Annotated in this window: 9 protein-coding genes; 1 reads left to right on the top strand and 8 read right to left on the bottom strand. The window is 58.4% G+C overall.

All coding sequences use genetic code 11. The features are described 5' to 3' along the window. Positions 1-19: 19 nt before the first annotated feature. On the bottom strand, positions 20-898 hold the full coding sequence (locus G1C94_RS01375) for a CPBP family intramembrane glutamic endopeptidase (protein ID WP_172143966.1): 879 nt from the start codon (positions 896-898) through the stop codon (positions 20-22). Between the two features lie 235 nt (positions 899-1,133). On the opposite strand from G1C94_RS01375, the gene G1C94_RS01370 reads away from it, so the two are divergent. Next, the gene (locus tag G1C94_RS01370) at positions 1,134-7,154 is read left to right on the top strand and encodes a collagen-like protein (RefSeq protein WP_172143965.1); all 6,021 of its coding nucleotides are present in this window, start codon (positions 1,134-1,136) and stop codon (positions 7,152-7,154) included. A gap of 134 nt (positions 7,155-7,288) precedes the next feature. Here G1C94_RS01370 and G1C94_RS01365 read toward each other — a convergent pair whose 3' ends face one another. The 7 genes from G1C94_RS01365 to G1C94_RS01335 are packed head-to-tail and all read right to left on the bottom strand — an operon-like array spanning position 7,289 to position 20,273. Beyond that, a complete protein-coding gene (locus G1C94_RS01365) occupies positions 7,289-7,777 on the bottom strand; it encodes an FHA domain-containing protein (RefSeq protein ID WP_172143964.1) in 489 nt (162 codons plus the stop codon). A 12-nt stretch (positions 7,778-7,789) separates the two neighbouring features. Next, positions 7,790-8,230: a variant leucine-rich repeat-containing protein gene (locus G1C94_RS01360; RefSeq protein WP_172143963.1), complete on the bottom strand. Its 441-nt coding sequence runs from the start codon at positions 8,228-8,230 to the stop codon at positions 7,790-7,792. Continuing rightward, positions 8,158-10,656, bottom strand: a complete 2,499-nt coding sequence (locus tag G1C94_RS01355) for a transglutaminase TgpA family protein (RefSeq protein WP_172143962.1) — start codon at positions 10,654-10,656, stop codon at positions 8,158-8,160. The genes G1C94_RS01360 and G1C94_RS01355 overlap by 73 nt, the downstream gene beginning before the upstream one ends. Then, positions 10,653-11,849 carry a DUF58 domain-containing protein gene (locus G1C94_RS01350; protein WP_172143961.1) on the bottom strand — a complete coding sequence of 399 codons (1,197 nt, stop codon included), beginning with the start codon at positions 11,847-11,849 and terminating at the stop codon, positions 10,653-10,655. Before G1C94_RS01350 ends, G1C94_RS01355 begins: the two co-directional genes overlap by 4 nt. 2 nt (positions 11,850-11,851) lie before the next feature. After that, positions 11,852-13,129, bottom strand: a complete 1,278-nt coding sequence (locus G1C94_RS01345) for an AAA family ATPase (protein WP_417852140.1) — start codon at positions 13,127-13,129, stop codon at positions 11,852-11,854. Continuing rightward, on the bottom strand, positions 13,126-19,128 hold the full coding sequence (locus G1C94_RS01340) for an Ig-like domain-containing protein (RefSeq protein WP_172143959.1): 6,003 nt from the start codon (positions 19,126-19,128) through the stop codon (positions 13,126-13,128). The genes G1C94_RS01345 and G1C94_RS01340 overlap by 4 nt, the downstream gene beginning before the upstream one ends. After that, positions 19,125-20,273 carry a serine/threonine protein kinase gene (locus tag G1C94_RS01335; RefSeq protein WP_172143957.1) on the bottom strand — a complete coding sequence of 383 codons (1,149 nt, stop codon included), beginning with the start codon at positions 20,271-20,273 and terminating at the stop codon, positions 19,125-19,127. Before G1C94_RS01335 ends, G1C94_RS01340 begins: the two co-directional genes overlap by 4 nt. Between the last annotated feature and the right edge of the window lie 97 nt (positions 20,274-20,370).

Here is a 20,370-nt window from a genome sequence, read left to right as displayed (position 1 = left end):
CCATGTTGTGCAGTGGTTTTTATTCGGCGTGCCACTGTTCCAGTTCGGGCCAGCTTTGTGCGACCTGTCCGATTTTCTTCTTTCGCAGCAGAAAAACCGCAATTAAGGTTTCGACAACAGCCATCGCATAAGGAAACAGACTTGGCCCGCCTACCATGCTAAGCGCCGAGGAAGTGGTGACACCACCAAGCCAGATGACTGATGATGCCATGATGTCATGGAGTGCATGAACAAGTGCAACAACCCATATGTTGCCCGCTCGGAAATAAATTGCCGCATAGAGAATGCCGCCACCTGCGGCTGAGACGACTTGCCCCATCACATACACAGGGCTGGCAACAAAGAGGTTGATGGTGTGGGTGACGCCAAACATCACACCCGAGATGATGACCGCTTTCCAGATGGCGTCGCGACTTGTGCCGAAATGCTCAAGCAGCGTCTCCGCCACGATGCCGCGAAGCGTCATCTCTTCGGTGATTCCTACGAAAAGGAAGCTTATGAGGGTGGCCACGGACGCTGCGTCAAAAACAGGATGCGTGCCCAGCTTTTGTTCCATTTCAGCGGCGCCTACCTGGAACATGGTCACAAAGGCAACGATACCGAGGCAAGAGACGCTCAGCGGCACCGCGGCAACTGCGAGCCCTCTGAAAAATCCTGCCCCCTTCTTTCCCACGATTGCAAGGCGGTCGGTCGCCCACAATATGAGGAAGGCAATGACAAGAACAAGGCCATCGCAGAAAATGGTGCTCACGCCATCTTCCATACGGTCGCTGAGGCCAATGCGCCCCAGTGTGTTTCTTTCGATGAATCCGGCGCATTTGAGCCCGATGACCCAGCACACGACAACCACGCCCAGACAAAACAGAATCGAGTGCTTTCGCCTGAATGCTTTAAGCATATTCATTTACCCCTTTTGTAAACGATTTACGTTGATTGATTGTAAGTTAGATAGCTGACGCAACAAACAAAATAGAGTCTTGCAGGGGGGGGCAGCGTTTTGGTCAACTTGGCGTGGAATATCCGTTTTTCTCCTTTTGTAACGAAAGGGGATTGGTAGGCACTGCGTCGGGACCGTGGGGGTAATATACAGGGTGGTAAAGTGCCCCCTACAGTCGTCGGAAATGAGTTGTATCATGACCCAGAAACCGCAACTAGCATCTATCGCCAAAAAGATTCTCACCGCATTGCTCGCCCTAGCGATGTTTTGTCCACTGATGCTCATCACGGATACGCAGGCGGAAGCACGCCCGGACAGCACTGCGGATTCACAAGCCACCACGACGCGAGATCAAATGCTCCAGGACGTGAGCGCGGTGGAAGAATTTGCGCAATCGCAGGTTGACACCAACTTAACCGAAAGCGACGAAAACAAGAAGGTCGAAAACAACAATAAGGCGACCGAGGGGACGACTCAGGGCAACAACGAATCGTCGGCAAACAGCAATAACGGTGACAACGGCAATAGCAATAGCGGCAACACTGACAGTAACAGCAATAACAGCGGCAACAGCGACAATAGTAGCAACAGCAATAACGACGGCAATAATAACGGTAATAGCAATAACAGTAACAGCGGCGACAGCAATAGCAGCGACAGCAATAACGGCAGTAACAGCGGCAGCGACAATACCAATGGCTCGTCCAACGGCACGGACAACTCAAGCGAGAGCAAAGACAGCTCCAATGGGACGACCGATTCCGAAAATGTCAACGCCAATGGTTCCTACGACAGCAAATACAGCGACATGACCGGCAGTGACCAAGCGGCGGAGGAGACGAAAAAGCAGGTTCAGGAGTCCAAAGTCAACCCCGTCACCAGCGTCAATGCGGACGGCACTGTTTCAAAAACAGTCTTGAACCCCATGAACGAGCTTGCGTTCGTTCAAAATGCCGAAGGCAAGAGCGATTCGGTTGTGTACGACACCTACTTAAGCCAGCAGAGGAAATACAACGGTGGAGTGACGCTCAACCGCACGCCCTTCGCCGATGAAGGCATGACATACAGCGAGACTTTTTATGGCAAGCAGGTCAGCCATTATAAATCCGACTTTGGAACGGGCGATGTGTATGATCAGGACATTTCGTATGCCAACATTCGCGCAGTCGCTTTTAATCCGCATAAAGACCGTTCCCGCAAGGATTGCGTGGTGTACGTGGCGGTGAACCCCCAAGGCAAGGATGACGCGGAATTCATCACTTGGATGTACGATTACACCGCCAAACAGCGCTCGGCCAACCTGTCTTTGGGCACGGTGCATTGGCAAAACGTCAAGAGCCAAACCTACTCATCCGAGTTCCTGAACTTCATGGCAATCACCGCCGGGAATTACTACGGTAAGGGATACGAGACCTCCGTCGTGTATTTCCCCGGACATGGAAGCAGCACATTTGATGACATGGGGCTTTTTGAGATCGATTGGTCCGACATGGGCAACCCCAAGAAAACGGCCATCTCCGACAGTGCGATTCACCCGGATTACAAGACGGCGCTCAATAGGGGCTGGCAAGACAGCAGCCTGGTCTACGACAAGCTCACCTGCACGCTTGACTCGGGGGACGTGAACGGCGATGGGCTCGACGATCTGGCGGTTGTCACATCCATGCCAAACCCCAGCAACATGGATCGCTCGAATATGCGCAGATTCGAGCCGTATCTTTCCGTTTGCTACGGAACGAGCAATGGCGACGCCGGAACGATCCTCAACAAGGCAAATGGCCAATACGTCTGTGATAATGGCGGCAAGGCCAAGGACAATCATTATTATTGGGCAACCATAAGAAACCCCGGGCTCGCCATCGGGGACGCCGACGGAGACGATGTGGGCGAAATCACCCTGGCCGGAAATAAATGGTTTATTAAAGGCGTGGAAGGCGTTTCCAACCCGGCGGGATACACCGCCACTGATGACCCGTGGGATGGTTCTCGTTTAAATAAGTATGTCGTCGCAACGTATCGTGCGACCGATAACAAACTCCAGACCATTGAATTCAACAGTGACTTGAACTCAAATGCCTGGAAAGAGGCTGGAACTTACGAGAATGACAGGATCCAAGCGCGTTGCGGTGTGCAATATTTCAAGGTCAATGGCAACCACAAGCCTGAAGCGCTCTACATTGACGGAAATGTGTACAGAATGAGTGCAAACTCAGGAAAAGTCGACACCAGTTGGGTATACACCCCGGAATATTTCCAGCACTCAGACAAGCAAACGACATCGGATTGCCTCATCACCAACGTCTATACACGATCTGTCGTCGCCGGAAACTTCGACAAAAACCTGAACGGGCGCGAGCAGCTCATGATTTTGCTTGGGTTCAAGCGCAACGGCATGCACGAAGAGTCGATTTCCGCTATGACGATTGGTGGGGAATATGACCAGGACGTTAAGGATAACGACGGCACCATCAAGGAATTCAAGGACGCAACCGGCTTCTACTACAACGACATGTATAACCACGACACATATACATGCAACAAGATGAATTCCAATGTCGAGGACAGGTTCAGCTCTGAAATCGTCTGCATCGACATCGGAAAGGATGGCGTGGAGATAAGCTACGACGACGTGGATCTGGCATATACCGAGCCCGAGGTGCAGGCCGTCCTGCAGGCCGCGCCAACGTTTGCGGACGCCAACCAGACTAACGGCATGACGACCTATTCCACAACATTGTCATACAGTGCCATCACCGACTCCTATGAATGGAATCACACTTGGGGCGCGGGGTTTGCGGGAACCATCAGCTTGGAGGCTGGAGAAGGTTCAATTATGGAGAATATTATCCCAGCTGGCACAATTTCATGGCGTGTCGGATGGGTTGGCAATTGGTCAAGCGGCTGGACGAAGTCGCGGCAAACAACATACACGCAAAGTTTCACGGCAACGCGAGTGACCAATGTCGTATTGCGGCGAATACCAACGTATCTGTACAAGTACAAAATCCTTAATGCCAAGGAAGGCACTAATGATGTGATGACTTGCGTGGTTCCCGGAGCGCCATATTACGTGCAGTATTCCGTGGACGACTACAACAAATTCGTGGATCAATATAACGCCGCGCTAGCCGAGCGCAGGAAAACGCAGGATCTGTCCAACACAAACGAGCTGACCAAAATCGAAGAAGCGTCGCTCCTGAACAACGTTGGCAACCCGTGGTCCTATGCGTCAAAACTCGGCGGCACCAACATCATTGACGACAACTGGGTCCACAAAGATACGACAGGCAAGGCTCAATCAGGAAACTGGAGCTCAGATGCCACATGGTTCAGGTATGGAAAATCCGCTGGAAGCGAGACGATTTCCATTTCGCGCGGCGCCGCAACGGAATATCATTGGAAGACGATGAACGGCTGGTCAAGCGACCTTTCCGTCCAAGGCGGAAACAAGATTGTGCAGGTCGGCTTCTATTTCAGTCAACAGCAGACCTACGGTTGGTCGGGCGGCGACACCAAAACCGAGAGTTCCGGCAACTCTGGAATGGTCTACAACATGGACAAAGCGGCGCTTCTTGCGAACAAGGCGAATGCCGATGACACGTTGAATGCGTATGGATTCTCATGGGCATTTGCCGGAGGCAACATTCAAGTCGCGAAGAAGAGCAACGGAGATGCCGTGTCCGTGCCACTGCTGCACTACATCTTAAAGGGTGTCACGGCACCGCCTGCCGCAGTCAGCATGCAGGAGGCCAGCTATAAAAAGCAGTCAGATGGCTCAACGCAGGTGACATTGAAGTGGAAGCTGCCAACGGATGACCACTCCGGCAGGCAATTCTTCACTAACGACCAGTTGCAGTACAGCGTCTACCAGCGCGATGGGCGCACCATGGGCGATTGGACGCAGGTGACCGACAAGCCGGTTACCGTTAGCGCGGGCTCGGATGGGGTCTTGTCCTACACATTCACGGCGGATAGTACAACCACCCAGACAGGCTCAATGATGTACTACTCTGTGCGTTGTTCGCAGCGTAAGGGTAGTCAGGCTGGTGTGGAGAGCGTGAATCCGACCCCGATTCTGCTGCTGTACACCGGTAACGACACTTCGGGTGCGAAGACAGGCGCGAATAGCACTAGCACTAGCACTAGCAAGACCGGCACTGACAATAATGACAAGACTGGCAAGACTGACGACGCGGGTAAGACGGGCGATACCGGCAAAACCGATGACACCGGCAAAACCGGCGACACTGGCAAGACTGATGACACTGGCAAAACCGGCGACACGGGTAAGACCGATGACACGGGTAAGACCGACACCGGCAATACGGGCGACACCGGTAAGACTGACGACACCGGTAAGACCAACAACACCGGCACCAACACAACCTCACAAAGCAACAGCGAGAGAGACAGTCTTAATGCTTTCCAGCTTGCCCTTAAAAACGGGTTTAAAGGATTGCTTGATGAGTGGCTCAAAGCTCTGAAAAATTCAACAGGTAAATCCGCGTATGATCTGGCACGTGAGCACGGATTCCGAGGAAGTGAAGTTGATTGGATAAACTCACTGCGTGGAAATGACGGCAAAAACGGGGAGTCCGCTTATCAGCTTGCAGTTGATAAAGGATATAAAGGCACCTTGGATGAATGGTTGCAAAGTCTCTATGGGCAGACTGGAAAATCAGCCTACGACCTTGCCAAAGAAAATGGGTTTAGCGGCACTCTGGAGGAGTGGCTTGCCCAGCAAAAAGGCAAGAGCGCGTATGATCTCTATCTTGAGTCGGCCGTAGCGGGCAAGCTGCTCACGCAGGAGAAATTCTTGGCGCTGTGCAAAGACAAACAACAGAACACCAGCACCAGCGGTGTGTACGATGCGTATGTTGAAGCGCTCAAGGAGACGGATGCCAAGATAACGCCGCTCTCCCAGGAGGATTTCTTCAAGAAGTGCATCTCTTATGGCGGCGCATATGCCGGGTATTTCTCGCTTGCGAATGAATTGCTGAAATCCGCGACTTCGAAGATGACAGAAGCCGAGATTCAGGCGATTTACGGGCGAGTGATGATTCTGTCCGAAGCTGAATATAACGCAGCTGTTAAAAACTGCAACACGGTGGAGGATTACGCCAGAAAAGACGTCGATCTCTTAAACAGTGTCATGAACACGGTTTACGCAAAGAATGATTCATTCGAGTGGAAGAACATGAATTATGACGACATCAAATATCGTGTTGTGGAGATATTTGAAGCCACTTGCGGTTACGCTTGCGGATACTCCGTCTATAAGGACACGGCGATTAGCGCCGACAACAACAAGAGTTTGCTCACGCAAGAAGCCTGGCTTGCCAGTCTTAAGGGCAGCGATGGTGCCAGCGGCGCTAAGGGTGCCAACGGAACTGACGGCAAAGATGGCAAAGACGGAACTGATGGCAAGGATGGTAAAGACGGGACTGACGGCAAGGACGGCAAAGACGGATCTGACGCCACCGGCACAACGCAGTCAACGTACAACATCATTGTGCAAAAAGGCTTCACGGGAAGTCTGGATGATCTCATCAATCTTCTGAAGCAAAAAGATGGCACTAGTAGCGTTGACGGTTACACAAACCTGAACGTTGAAAAAGATACCAGCAGCACTGATAATGGCACTGCTTCCAACGGTAGTGGCAGCAATAATAATTCGAGCAGTACTAATAATGATGCCGCCTCTAACAACAACAGTAGTAGTGGTAGCAACAGTAGCGGTAGCAGTGGTGACGGTAGCGGTAGCAACAACAATTCGAGCGGTTCAGGTAGTGGTACTGGTAGCTCCGGCACTGGCAGTTCCAGTACGGGTAGCTCCGGCGCTTCTGGTTCGAGCTCAGGAAGTTCCAGTTCATCAGGCACTTCCGGCTCAAGCTCGGGAAGTTCCGGTGCTACGGGTGCGAATGAAGCCAACATCACAACTCAGGCGCTTGGCAAAGTGAACACCAAGGGCGACAATGGCAAGGATGGACGTGGAATAAGCGCTGTAAGAGTGGACGACAACGGGGATCTGATTGTGACCTACACAGACGCGGTAACCCAAAATGTAGGGTCCCTGAACTCACATGACTCGCTGAAAGTCTTGGTCTATATCGCGCTTGTCATCGGTATCATCTCGCTGCTGGCAAACGGGGTTTTGCTCAGCGCGGTGTATAAGCCGTCAGGAGGGAAGCGAGGCATAAGGAGAAAACGAGACTAACGCGGATGAGTTTGGTCTGCGATTGAATTATCGCAGACCAAACTCATAACGATTTTGAATTGCTCGGATATCCGCTAGAGGTGCTTGCTTCAGGTGCCTTGCCTCTAGTAGGTCAGACTCACAAACTCCGTTGCTTAATTCTGTTGCGCGGTCAGTTCGAGGAACTGGTCGCCGAGGCGCAGCATCGTGGGGGCGTCGAGCTTGGCCGGGGTGCCGGCGACTTGGCTCTCCTTGCCGTCGCGGATGATGAAGGTGCCATTGAGCGAACCGTAATCCTCAATCCACAGCTGGCCATCGGTGTCAACGCTGATGGCGGCGTGGTTGCGCGAGATGGTGTGCGTCGGGTCTTCGACGGTGATGGACTTCGCGCCCTCGGGGATGGTTTCTGAAGGTTTGCGCCCCAGTAATGCGCTGCGGTCGATGGTGATGGATTGGCCCGTCGCATCGTTGTGCAGCAGATAGGTTGTTCGCGGTTGCCGGATGGTGAAGGAACTTGCCAGTACGGTGCCATCCCAACTTTCGATGGCATCGGTGTCTTCGGTGTCTTCAGCGCTTTCGGTGGCCGAGAAGTCGTCGGCATACCAACCTGGTTCCGGTGCGGGAGGGAAAGGCAGGGTGTTCATCGGCGTATTCCTTTATTCCTGCGCCCATTGGTCGCGGGCGGCGAGGGCCGCGGTGACGGCAGGATCGTCCAGCCCGGCCAGCCAGTCGACAAGCGCCGGGTACAGATTGGGATTGCTCGCCAGCGAGGCATGCAGTTCGGGGGAGGTCTGGGCGATCTGCGCCATCTGCATCTGATCGGTGGTATTGGCGGCCATTTCGGCGCTGAAACCGTATTGGTTCGGCTGCTGTGCGCCCAACGGCGAGGCGGAGGTCGTGTATCCCCGTTCGGCCGCGACCTGACGCGCGCGATCGTCGCCGAACTCCGCGATCCAACGCAACAGACCCGGATACGCCCTGGGATTCGCCGCGACGTTCGCACCAAACTCAGGATTCTCATACGCTATTTTCGCCAGAACAATCGGGTCGGCATCGACGTCCTGAACCGTTGCGGCCGCATCATCATAATCAACCATTGCTTAACTCCTTGCTGATTGCTTGGTTTCCATGGCTTAAAAGATTCGCGTGTGAACATGCCTTTCAGCGAGAGTCCGGCACGCCAGCGGCGCAACTTGGGCAGTGAAGCGAGCAGACGGGTGCGCATATGCTCCACCTCGTCCCAATACGCTTCGGCTTGTTCGTCTTGCATATTGCGCCCGGAGAATGCGGCGTAATCCGCTTCGTTCGATAGTGCGGACAGGTCGGTCGCATCGATATGCAGTTGCTGGGAGATGGCCCGCGCCTGATCTCGTCGGGTGCCGCGTACGGTTGCGCCGCTTTGCCGTGCAAGCGTGGCGAGGACGAACCAGCCCGCCGTGATGCGTGTGCGAGGAGATCCGCGCCGGCGTGCACGTGACAGCCAGATGGCTTTGAACAGCGCAATTGCAGCGCACGTCAGCAATAACGCCCATAACGGGCTGCCCCAGATGGCGATGCGCGAGGCGATGAACCCCACCTGCCGCCAGAACGGATTGACATCCCGACTCGCTTCATCGCCGGCCAGCGAGGACTTGCCGTGTGCCTGTTGCTCGTCGCGAAGCGGGTCGGTCAGCGGCACCGGAGGCTGACGAACCAGCGTCTGGGGATTCGGGGGAGTCAGATTCTGGTTGTCGTCGGGAACCTTCGTCTCCTTCGGCGTGGGGTGGAAAGCCACCCATCCGTAGTCCTCGAGCTTGATTTCCACCCATGCTTCGATGTCGTTGCCGGTGAATCTGACGACGGTCTGCGAGCCTTCCTTGCTGGTTCGCGAATCGCTGGCTTGTCCGCTCTTGTCTTTTGGCGTGAAACCGAGCACTACGCGGCTGGGCAGGCCGAGTTCGCGCGCCATCAGCGCCATAGCCGAAGCGTATTGCTCCGAATCTCCCACCATGGCAGTGCCGGCCAGCAGTTTGTCGATGCGGTAGTTGCCGTGGCCCGGCAGCGATGGGTAGTCGCCTTCGAGGCCGTGTGAGAACCAGCCCTCGCTGTTGAGCCTGCTGGCCAGAGCGCGTGCCGCCTTACCGCCTTTCGACTCGCCTCCGGCGATGGCCGTAGCCAACTTGCCGACCGAGCCGGGAACGTCTTGGGCTTGCGGCTGGCTGATCGAAGCGACCTCGGCTTTGTCGATGTCCTCGTTGGAGGGCGTGCTTGGTATCATACCGGTTTCCGTATATGTCAATCCGGGCGAAGTTCTCGCCGGGTAGAGCGCCGAGCTGGTGTCGGTGTTGTAATAGAACGAGCCGGCGTCCTTTCGGTTGGCGAAAGTGAGGGAGCTGACCGAGCCGGACAACGGCAGCCAGGCGTCGGTCAGCCCCTCGCCGACGGTGAAGGTGGCGGTGAACTGCTTGCCCGCTGTCTCGTTGGCTATGGTGGTGCCCACGCGGCGATAATTCGCCGAATCGCGGCTTTCCGCGGAATCGGAAAGGTTCCACACATTGCCGTCGAACCGGTCCATCACCGCCAGACGCACCGGCGTGCCGGCCGGAAGCCCACGCACAGTGAGCACGGTGTCGTCCTTATGGTCGCTGACATACGAGCGCAACGTGGACAGCGGGCTGGTGTAGTCGTATGGGCTGATTGGCGGCTCATATCGGTTGCGCAGAATCGTGCGGTGCTGTGGCAGGAGCAGGCATGCGCCGATGGATAAGGCAATGGCCAAGACGAGAATCGTTAGCGAGCTGAGCCAGCGCTCAATTTGAAGCAATTGGCAGCGTGCAGATAGCCATACGATAAGAATCAGCGTTGCGGCAATGCCTGCCGCGGCACGTTGCCAACCGGTTGCGGTGCCGAGCAGGGCGGTGGCCGCGAAAGCTGCGAACACCACCAATGCGCCGAGCAACGAAAGCTCGCCGCTGCCCGCCAGTGCGAACAGGCCGGTCAGGAACGCGCCCCACAGCGCAATCGTCCACAAGGCCATCAGCGAGCCGTCCGCGGTGCCGATCGGCGGCGCAATCGAAATCAGATATTTGAACGAGCCGAACGTCTGCTGCCAGCCGTTTGAGAGCGTCTGCGCCGATGGGAGGATATGCCCGATGGTGGTGTCGTTCATCGTGACAATCGGGCCGATAATGAACTGCGCCAGCGCAAGGAATACGAGTTGCCACCACAAGCGCAACGATGGCTTGGTGCCAGCCAGTGCAATCAGGCATCCAAGCAGCGTGGCGGGCGTGGCAGTGAACAGCCAGCCGACGATATCGCCATAGACGTCGATGAGATTGCTGACGGCCAGCAGCATCAGCGCGGCCGCGACAGAGAGGTTGACAAGATTGGAATGAATGCGCCCCCAAGAGTCATGAGTCGTGCGCGAGACGGCTCGGCCTTCCTTCTCGACGAGCCTTATCGCCGATTTAGCGGAATCGGCCCACGACGTACCGGACTTGCCTGACGCGGGTGTGGCGGCGGGTGTGCGGGTGCTCAGTATCATGCGAGCACCCCCATGATCAGCGGCAGATCATTCAAATCGCCTACCGTGGCCAAGGCGAAAGCAGGGAAGCGGCGGATCGCACGCGGTGCCCCGAACGCGACCTGCAAGACCATGCATGACGCGGATTTCGGCAGAGCCATCGCCATGCGTTTGATGCCGTCCACATCACGAAGCGACCCCACGGTAAGGAAATACAGGGAGGCGTCGGGCGTGTGCTCAAGCGTGCCTTGCATCAGATTCGGGTTGTCAGCGCGTTGCGGCGTGATGGCGCTGCAGGAATCAAGAAAGGTCATCGGTGATTGGGCGGTGGCGTGTGTGCGGCCGGCGTGCGTGGTCAGCGGGCGGCTCTGCGCAAGGCAGCGCACGCCGATGGAAGCATGGACGGACACTGCCAGCTCGAACTCCTCGGCGCTGGCGTATTCCTCGGGATTCACGGCGATGGTCAGCGAAGTGTCGGTGCGGCGCGTGACTTCGTATTGGCGGATCATCAGTTCGCCGGTTTTCGCGCAGCTCAGCCAGTGCACGTTGCGCATATCGTCGCCCGGCTCGTATTCGCGTAAGTGCTGGAAATCAAGATCGTCGCTGGCAATCTGGCCGCTGGGCTGCCCCTCGAGATCGCGCGTCTGGCCGGCGTTGAGTGTGCCGAGCGGCACGATGGCAGGGTGAATGAACAGGGTGAGGCGTTCGGTCAGCTTTTTCTCGTGGCGAATCAACCCAAACGGGTCCCCTTTGTGTATCGTCAATGGGCCGACGGGCAATACCGCGCGCGAGACGGCGTGGAGCCGCGTCTCGATCTGCTTTGACTGGCCGGGCGCGAGCATGGGAATGGAAAAGCGCTTGCGCGTCTCTTCGATAGGCAAGTCGGCGCGCGCGGATGCAGTGGGCGCATTGCCGGGATTGCAGACAGTGACGCTCACCAATGCGGTGTCGCCCACTCGCACGCGGGGTTTCGACAGACTGATTGAGGCGCCGAACGACGTATTGCCCAGCGAAAGCACGACGGCGGCCAACATCATCGTTGCACCCGTGACACCGAAGGCGAGCAATTCATGCCAACCCAACGCGAAGAAGGCCGCCGCGCATATCGCGCTCGCAATGGCTACGGCCCATCCCAGCGGGGAGATATAAGCCGTGATCGAGCGGCGGGCTTTGCGCCATAAGCGTTTGAGGGCGGGTTGCGGTCTTTCGTGCATGGTCAGGCTCCGATGGTCGGCGCGGGCACGTTTTCGATGATGTCGCCAATAACGCTTTCGGGTGTCTCGCCGTCGAAGGCGGCTTGGGCCGTCAGGCTGATGCGATGGGCGAGCACCGGCATCGCCAAGTCCTTCACATCGTCGGGGATGACATAGCCGCGCCCTTCGGTTGCTGCCCAGATGCGTGCGCAACGGGTCAGGGCGAGCGCGCCGCGCATGGAGGAACCGACCATCACGCGCTCGCTGTGACGGGTCTGTTCCACCAGTCGCACGATGTATTCGCAGATTGCATCATCCACATAGATGTTCTCGGCTGTCTTGCGCAAGGCGAGAACATCACTGTCACTAAGCACTGTGGAGATGGTTTCGGCTCGGTCGGTGATGTCGGCTTGCTTCAGCACCTGAACGGATGTGTCGTGATCGGGATGGCCAATCGAGGTCTTGATGAGAAAACGATCCATCTGCGCCTCGGGCAGCTTGTAAGTGCCAAGCTGTTCGATGGGGTTCTGGGTGGCGATGACGATGAACGGTTGCGGCACGGCGTGCGCTTCGCCGTCCACGGTGACCTTCTGCTCCTCCATCGCCTCCAGCAGCGCCGACTGGGTTTTCGGCGAGGCCCGGTTGATTTCGTCGGCCAGCACGATGGAAGCGAAAATCGGGCCTTCGCGGAAGGTGAAATCGCCGGTTTTCTGGTCATAGAAGGTCACGCCCATCACATCGGATGGCAGCAAATCCGGGGTGAACTGGATGCGCTTGAACGAGGTGTCGATCGAACGGGCCAACGCGCGTGCCAACTGCGTTTTGCCGGTGCCGGGATTGTCTTCCAACAGCACATGCCCGCCCGCCAGCAGCGCGGTGACGACTTGGCGAATCGGCATCTCCTTGCCGGCCACCACATTGGACATATTCTCGACGAGTCTATTGAAAGCTTGCTGAAAACGCAGCACATCGCCGTCGGCTGCGGGCAGTGAGGAAGCGCTGGGCTGCGGCGCGGGCGCAATGGGGGAGGGTGCCTTGTCAACGACGTTCATCTGTTGGGCATGCAAGGAACCCAAGCGGGTGCCGTCCTCGTCGAGTGGCCTCGTTTGCTTGGGGACACGCGCGCTGAACGACGGTGTGCCGGAATATGCGGGGGCACCACTTGTGCGCGCGGGCAGACTGGGCGCGGCCGGCGCTTGCACATCGGGCGTCCCGATATGAGGCACAGTCGACAGATGCGTCGAATCGGATAGTTGCGTGGCGTCGCCGATGTTCTCGTTCATGCTCGTGCTCTCCTTCATGATCGTTGCCGTTGGCGGGTGTTCTGTCGGCTATCCGCCGTTGAAGTGGTGGCGGCGAGCAATGTTGCGGCTCCGTCTCGCGCATCGCGGCCTTCCGTCCATATCTGCTGCTCGGTGATGCGGCTCAACAGCCGGGCCGAAGCATAATGTCCGCCTGCATTTGCCGTGATGGGGCGGGTGCCGCTTATGGTTATGCGGCAATCCTGACTGTTGTCGAGGGCGGTATCGCCTTTGGCGTCGGACACTGTTATCTGCTGCAACGTATAACTGTCGGCGTTGGCAAGGCCGGAAACGTCAATCGTCTCCCCGTTGCGCCAGCTGAAGGCTTCCCCATTGATTTCAACCGAAACGTTGACATCGCGGCCATACGCATTGGGATAGGTGCCTTCTATGGCGATGTGATCGCGGTCGACCCATGTCGCCGACGTCGGTTGTTCGATGGCGGCCTTGGGTTTGAGCATGGTGGAATCCTGCGGGGAGCTCGATGGACTTGCGGAAACCCCATTGAGCTTCGGTGTAACCGTTCCGATCGCGCAGACGGTCCACGGCTGTGGAGTGTATTCCAACCTGCCGGTATGTGCCTCGCTTGTATTGCCGCCCAATTCGGCTTCGACTTCATCGACTTTGCCGTCGATGTGCCAGCTCATCTCGCACTTGTCGTCGTTGGCGTCGGGAGCGTCGAAGCCGACCGTGCCGATTGCGGCATGGGGCTGTATCGATTGCTTGCCGCTGACCTTGATGCCTTGATCGGTGGTCATCGTGACGGTTACCGTGATGTCGGTGAAGAAATCGTCGTTGTTCAAGGAAAACGAGAACCGCTTGGTATCGCAGTCGAGACCGTCTGCTTCGCTGCGGTCCGCCGTCAGGACTTGGCAGCTGTTGCCTCGCATGGCGTGGGTTTGCACGGTGCCGGTCACGGTGTCGCCATCCTGATGCAAGCTCAAGGTCAGGTCATCGGGCTTGCCATAGACGTCGCCTCCGCTGCCCGTGCCCGCGGCGCTTTCGCCGACCTCGTTGATGGCTGTGACGTTTGCGGTGAATGAGGTGCCGGTCGACAGCACGTTGTCGCTGATGTCGAACCGATCCGAGGTGCCTGTCACACCGGTATGCCTATCCGTCCAGCCGTTCGGCCCGATAATGGTGACGTTGTATCCGGTCGGCGCACTGAACTTGCCTTGCGGTGCCTGCCAATTGACGGTGAGCGCATTCTTGCCGCCCATAACGCTCACGTCGCCCGGAGCGCCGGGCACCTTGTCGGGTTTGCCGGTGGTGGCGTTGGAATATTGGGACCAACCGACCTCGTTTTTGGCACGCACCGTGAAGGTGTAGGTCTGCCCGTTCGTCAAATCCGTGACCTTGCAAGTGGTTGCGGCGCCGCACGATTTGGTGCCCGCGCTCGGCCCGCTATACGTCACCTCGTATTCGGTGATCGGGCTGCCGTTGGCGGAATTCGGCGTCCATGCAAGATCGACAGCCCCGTCCCGCGCTTTCGCGTCGACCGGCGACAGCAGCGGCGCTTCCGGCCGATCAACCACGGATACGGTGATTGCGCCGGTGACTTTACGATCCTCGGCACCGGTGCCATCCTCTACGGTGGCAATCACCCTGTTGGAGCTCGCGCCGATGTTCTTCGCGGCGCTGATGGTGATGCTGCCGGAAGCATCGCAGACGACCAGCAGTTTCGAGTTGTCGTCGCTGGCGCATTTCGCCGCGCGTAGCGGCGTTTCAGGGAACGGGTTATAAGCGCCGTCAAACAGGTTCACCGTTTCGGACGTTCCGGCTTTGAGCTTCACCGTTTTGTCGCCGACGCGCGCCAAAGGGCGGGAAGAGGCGACCACGCGCACGCTTACGCCGGCGTTCAAGCTCCCCTTGGCATAGGTGATTTGGACGGGCACGTTGACGGTGGTGCCGGGCGAGGCGTTTTGCTCCGCCTTGACCAGCATCAGCCCCGCCGTCGAAACGCTTGCGGTTATCTTGCCTGATGTGCCGCCACCTGAATAGGTGTATTCCTTATCATCCTCATAGGCCTCATTCGGGCTGTGCGTCAGGGCTTTCAGGTCGATGGTCGTGGCCTCTTCGCCAGCCGCCACGTCGATGACGGGGGAGGAGAACGTCGGAGCCGGCACGTCGCGTCCGACCACCGTAATCGGCAAGGTGAGCACGGCAGTGTTGATGATTGTGGCCTTGTCTTTTCCGCGCTTGCCATCCGCCGCGGTAAACGTGATTGAAGCCGGGCCGGCATAATCCTTGGCAGCGGTGAACTTGAGCCTGCCCTCGTCCACGTACAGGTCGCCATTGGCCGCCTTGGTGGCGCTCACGCCGTCGGCTCCATCCACGTATGGCGTTTTGCCGGCACCCACGCGCACATAATCGGCGATATCGATTTCGATGGTCCCGCCCGCACCCACCTTCAGTGCGGGCGCTTTCGGACGGAGCGCCGGTGGAAACACACCGTAGGCCGGCACTTGAATGAATGCCGTCGACGTGAGGCCATGGGTCGTGTTCGTCACCGTATATGGCACGGCGCGAGCCTCGTCGGTCAGATCCACGGTGATGACGGTGGAATGGTTGCCGCCTTTGACACGTGCATGGTCTTTGGCGGACGAGTCGACACCGACCTCCAGCTCGTCCGAGGTGCCGGATGGGTTGGCGATCCACTGGCTCACGTCCACGTCCACGCTTGTCTTGTCGATGGTGGCGGCGGAAGGAACGCGATAATCATAGGCGTCGGGCGCTTCGATCGGGGCGTTCGGATCGACGTTGACTGTCAGTGTTCCCGTATCCTGCAAGCCGGCCTTGTCTTTGATTGTGTAGATGATATAGCTGGTTCCGGGCTGCGAAGGTGCGGTGAAACTGACCATATTGTCCCTCACCTCGGCGCTGTCAATCCCTTGGGTTTCCAGTTTCTTCTCAACGCTCAGTTCGGCGTTGTATCCGCAGATGTCGTTGAGCGCGACAGGCACGGTGGCTGCGGTGTTGGGGCGCAGCGTAACGCTGTCGTCGCGCGCCACCACGCCGGAATCGGATGTACCTTGGAACACGCCCACGCAAATCCGCGCCTGGGCGCGTTGACCCGTCCAATCCTCCACGGCATACGAGAAGGTGTCGGTGCCGGAGGAATCCTCATACGCCTCGTAGATCAGATAGTCGGCACCCACTTCGGTGATGCGGCCCAGTTGCGGTGCCTTGTTGCCCAAGCCCAGCAACTGGTCGTCGTCACCATCCGCATCGATGCCGGTGAGTGTGATCGGAATACGCACTTTCTGCCCGGCGGCCACCTGCGCTTCGACGTCGTGCGGGGTGGGCGCAGCCTTGCCCTCGGCGTTTTTCTTGTGCACGGTCACGGTGATGGTGCCCGAAGCGGCATTGCCCAGATTGTCTTTGACTGTATAGGTGATTGGATAAACCCCCGGTTCGTCGGGAGCCTGATAGCGCACGGTATTGCCGGAAACGAAGGCCAGTCCCTTGAATGTGGCCTTGTCGGTTTGCAGGTCGCTGCACAACTTGACGGTCGTGCCATCGGAATAATTCACATGGTCGAGCACATCCACCGACACAATGCCCCCGGTGCGCACCTGCGCGTTCACGTTACCGGCCTTCGGCACCGAGTTGGTGGCCGATAGCGCCGGCGGTTGCAGTGTGATGGTGCCAGTGGCGGTGCCGACCGCATTCGCCACGGTATATGACACCTTCACCGGTTTGGTCGGCGTCTGCCGAGCCATCAGATACACACGCTTGTGGCCCACCAAGCCGGTTTTAATGCCGCTGCTCGCCTCGGCGCTCACGCTGGTGATCGATAGCACGCCGCCCATCGGATCAATGTCGTTGTTCAGCGGTTCGACGATGGCGGTGTTGTCGGAGCCGAGCAGCGCCACGTCGTTCGAGGCGATCGGTTTAGAGGATTCCTTGGCCGAGGGCTGCACTTCCACGCGCGCCAAACCGGTGGCTGGCATCGAACCTTGGGTGATGGTGTAGGGCACGTAATATGTGCCGGTCTGCGTGGCGGTGAACTGGATGGTCATGTCGGCGGCGTTCATCGTCGTGCGCGTGCCGCTGGGAGGCTCGACTGACGAAAGTTGCGCCGGTTGCGCACTGGTGCCGTGCACGTATTGCTTGAGTTCGATGGTCGTGTCGGTGTCAGGCAAGGTGGATGTGACCACCGGGTCGATGTCGGCGGCCAGGGTGTTCGCCGGTTTGATTGAGAAATACGCCATGCCGGTGCCGACAGCCTCCCCGTCCGAAGCGGTCACCTCAACGCCGATGCGCCCGGAAGTCGCGGCGCCGGCGTTGAACACCAGTTGCCCGTCCGCACGCGTGGTGATCGTGACCTGATCGCTGTTGTTGGCCGTGGCCGAAACCAACGTCAATGGGTCACCGTCCGGGTCGGTGAACGAACCGAGTGCGTTCATCGTGTATGTCGCGCCCTGCTCGAGCGACACTTCGGGCGGCATGTCGCTCTGCGTGGGCGCACGATTGGCGCCGTCCGTCAGGCTCACATGCACGGTGGCCGTGGAACTTTGGCCGTGCCCGTCCGAAATCTCATAGGAGAAACTCGCCGAACCCGCATGCGCGTTCGAGGCATCAAACTGCAAGTAGCGCCCGTCATATATGGGCCAAACGGACACGTTGCCGCCGGCCGGGGCGTTTGCGCGGGTGATGCGCAGCACCGAACAATCGGTTTGCTCGTCGTTGCGCAATACATCGAGAATCTGCCGACTGCCGACGCGCGCGCCGAAATCGTCGTCCTGCGCTTTGATCTGGCCGGACTGTGTGGAGCAGGTTTTGGCGAAATCGCGCCGGTTGCTGGCCGAATCGTTGTTGAGCTGCTCCTGTTCGCGCTGTTCGGTTTGGATGGTGTTCCACTGTATTTTGATGACGTTGGTCGAATCCTTGGGGTTCCACACGTTGCCATTGATCACGTCGTTCAATATCACTTGACGGTGGTTGGCGCGCAGCACCAGCTGGGAACTGGCGTTCACTTGCTTAAGCGTGTTGTATTCCGCCTCGGTGTCCCGCACGGAACACACGCGCACGTAATTATTGGCGTTCTGGCTGAACGCCGCGTGCACGCATCCGCCCGAGGACACCGGTTGCGCCGGTTCGCCCTTCCCGCCGGACGTCAGTGCGAACGGCTTGGGGTTCGCTTCGTTCAGATTCACCGTGATTAACCCGCTGGGGCTGGCCACGGCCACCCATCCGGACTGTTCGCCGTCCACCGCGGGCGATTGCAAAACCAACCGCCCATCGACGTCGAGGCTCACCTCGCCGCCCTTGAACACCAGCCGTTTGCCCGAAACGACGACCGGAGTGCCGCTCACCACGGTGAACGAACTGGCCTCAAGCCGCTCGCCGCCGGTGATCGATTTGGTTTCCACCGCCCGTGTGTCGGTTGGATTGGCGAGCTTGAGCACCATGCCGTCCGACGGGCGATATCCCCACACCTCGCCATCGCTGTCCACCACGGCCAAGCCGCCCGTGCCAAGTTTCATCTTCGGCTGCGCGCTCGCCGGGGAGATTGAGGCGGCGTCGCCGGCCTTGCCCGCCCACACGTTGCCGTTCTTGGTGTTGAGAAAAGCCGCCGTGCCGCCGCCAATCATCGTGACGGCATTGCCGCCGGTTTCGGCGCTGCCGTTCACGCTGATGGTGGAGGCTTTGATACAGGAGGCTTTGCTTCCCTCATAGAGCAGGGTGTCCGAATCGTGCTGGGCCACGTCGAACTTCTGGGCCGGCGAGGAAATCGCGGCATCGGCCTGCTTCAGTTTGACGTTGAACCGCGCGGCCTTGCGGTGCTGTAGCGACGTGACCCACACCGTGCCGTCGTCCAGTTGCACATGCTGTTGTGTGACGGAACTGACGATGATGGCCCCGGCGATAACGGCGAGGATCAGCAACAGGACGGCCACGGGAGCCACCCACTTGCGCTTGCCCGCGGCCAGTAGCCGCTGCACCAGCGCCCTCGCTTGTTGCATGTGCGTGCGCGTCTGCGGCGATTGCCTCATGATGCACCCCCATGCTTCCCGGCACGCTCGGCGCACACGTATGATGCCACCAAAGTCCTGTCTGGTTCATTGCGGGTCTCCGGCGCGATGATTTGCGTGCGTTTGCCGATGGGGGCCGAATCCATGCGCGGCACGACGACGAACGCGAACAAACATGCGAGCGCAGTCAGCGCGACGATGATGAGGAGGAGAACGGCAACGGGCTTTGCCCAAGCGCGGCTTTTCGCACTCTTGGCTATGGTTGCTTGCGAGGGCGCGGTTCGTTGCTCGGGGTAAGGCATCACCCCCTCGGCCGTAATCGGGGTTATATGCCCGAAGTGCGTTTGTTGGAGGCGTTGCAGTTCGCGGCCGAAGTCAAGCGCGCAGTGGTAACGCTCGTCCGGGCGCTTCTCCATGGCGCGGTATAACGCTTTGCCGATATCCGCCGGCACGTCGGTGTCGGATCCGTTGAAAGGCGGCACGGGACTGTTGATGATCAGTTGGGCCAGCTCGCTTGAGGAGCGCGGCCGGTAGCCATATTCAAACGGCGACTCGCCCACCAGCGTGGCATACAGCGTGGCGCCCAGCGAATAGATGTCCGCCGTCTCGCGCCCCGCGTGGCCGCACAGCACCTCCGGCGACGCCCACGGTAGCGAATAGCCGGTGAACGTCTTGTCATAGATGGTGCTGGCAATGCCGAAATCGGCCAGGGCAGGCAACCCGTCCGCAGTGACGAGGATATTGCTGGTCTTGATGTCGCGATGGATGATGCCCGCGCGATGCGCCTCGGCCAGCGCGCCGCACAGCTTGACGCCCAGATCAAGCATCTGTTCGCAAGTCAGGGGCTGCGTTTGCGTGAGTTCCTTGTATGTGCCGCCGGGGGCATATTCGGCAATGATGTATCCCAGGCCCCTCGAGGTGACTCCGGTGCCGTAGACGGACAGGATGTGGGGGTGGCTTGACAGCCGGGCCATCATGTCGGCTTCCTTGGCGAATCGCGCCGCGATGGCCGGGTCGAGTGATTCGCGGCTCACCTTGATTGCCGCCAGGCGGTTCGAGTCGAGCTGTCGATACAGATATACATTGGCCGTCGACCCCGCCCCGAGCGCGCGCACGAACGCGAACCCGTCGATGCGCGGTGCCAGTGGTGTGTCGATGCTCTTCATGCATTCCATGCTCGGGTGGCGTGCGATCGCCGCGCAAGCCCAATCGGCAATTGTGGATTGAGCCCCCGGATTTCTTCACATTTTGTTCGAACGCGTT

This window comes from Bifidobacterium panos (genome assembly GCF_012932445.1).
Classification (GTDB): Bacteria; Actinomycetota; Actinomycetes; order Actinomycetales; family Bifidobacteriaceae; genus Bifidobacterium; species Bifidobacterium panos.
Note: the sequence above shows the minus strand (reverse complement) of the source record. Positions and strands in the feature narration are given on the sequence as shown.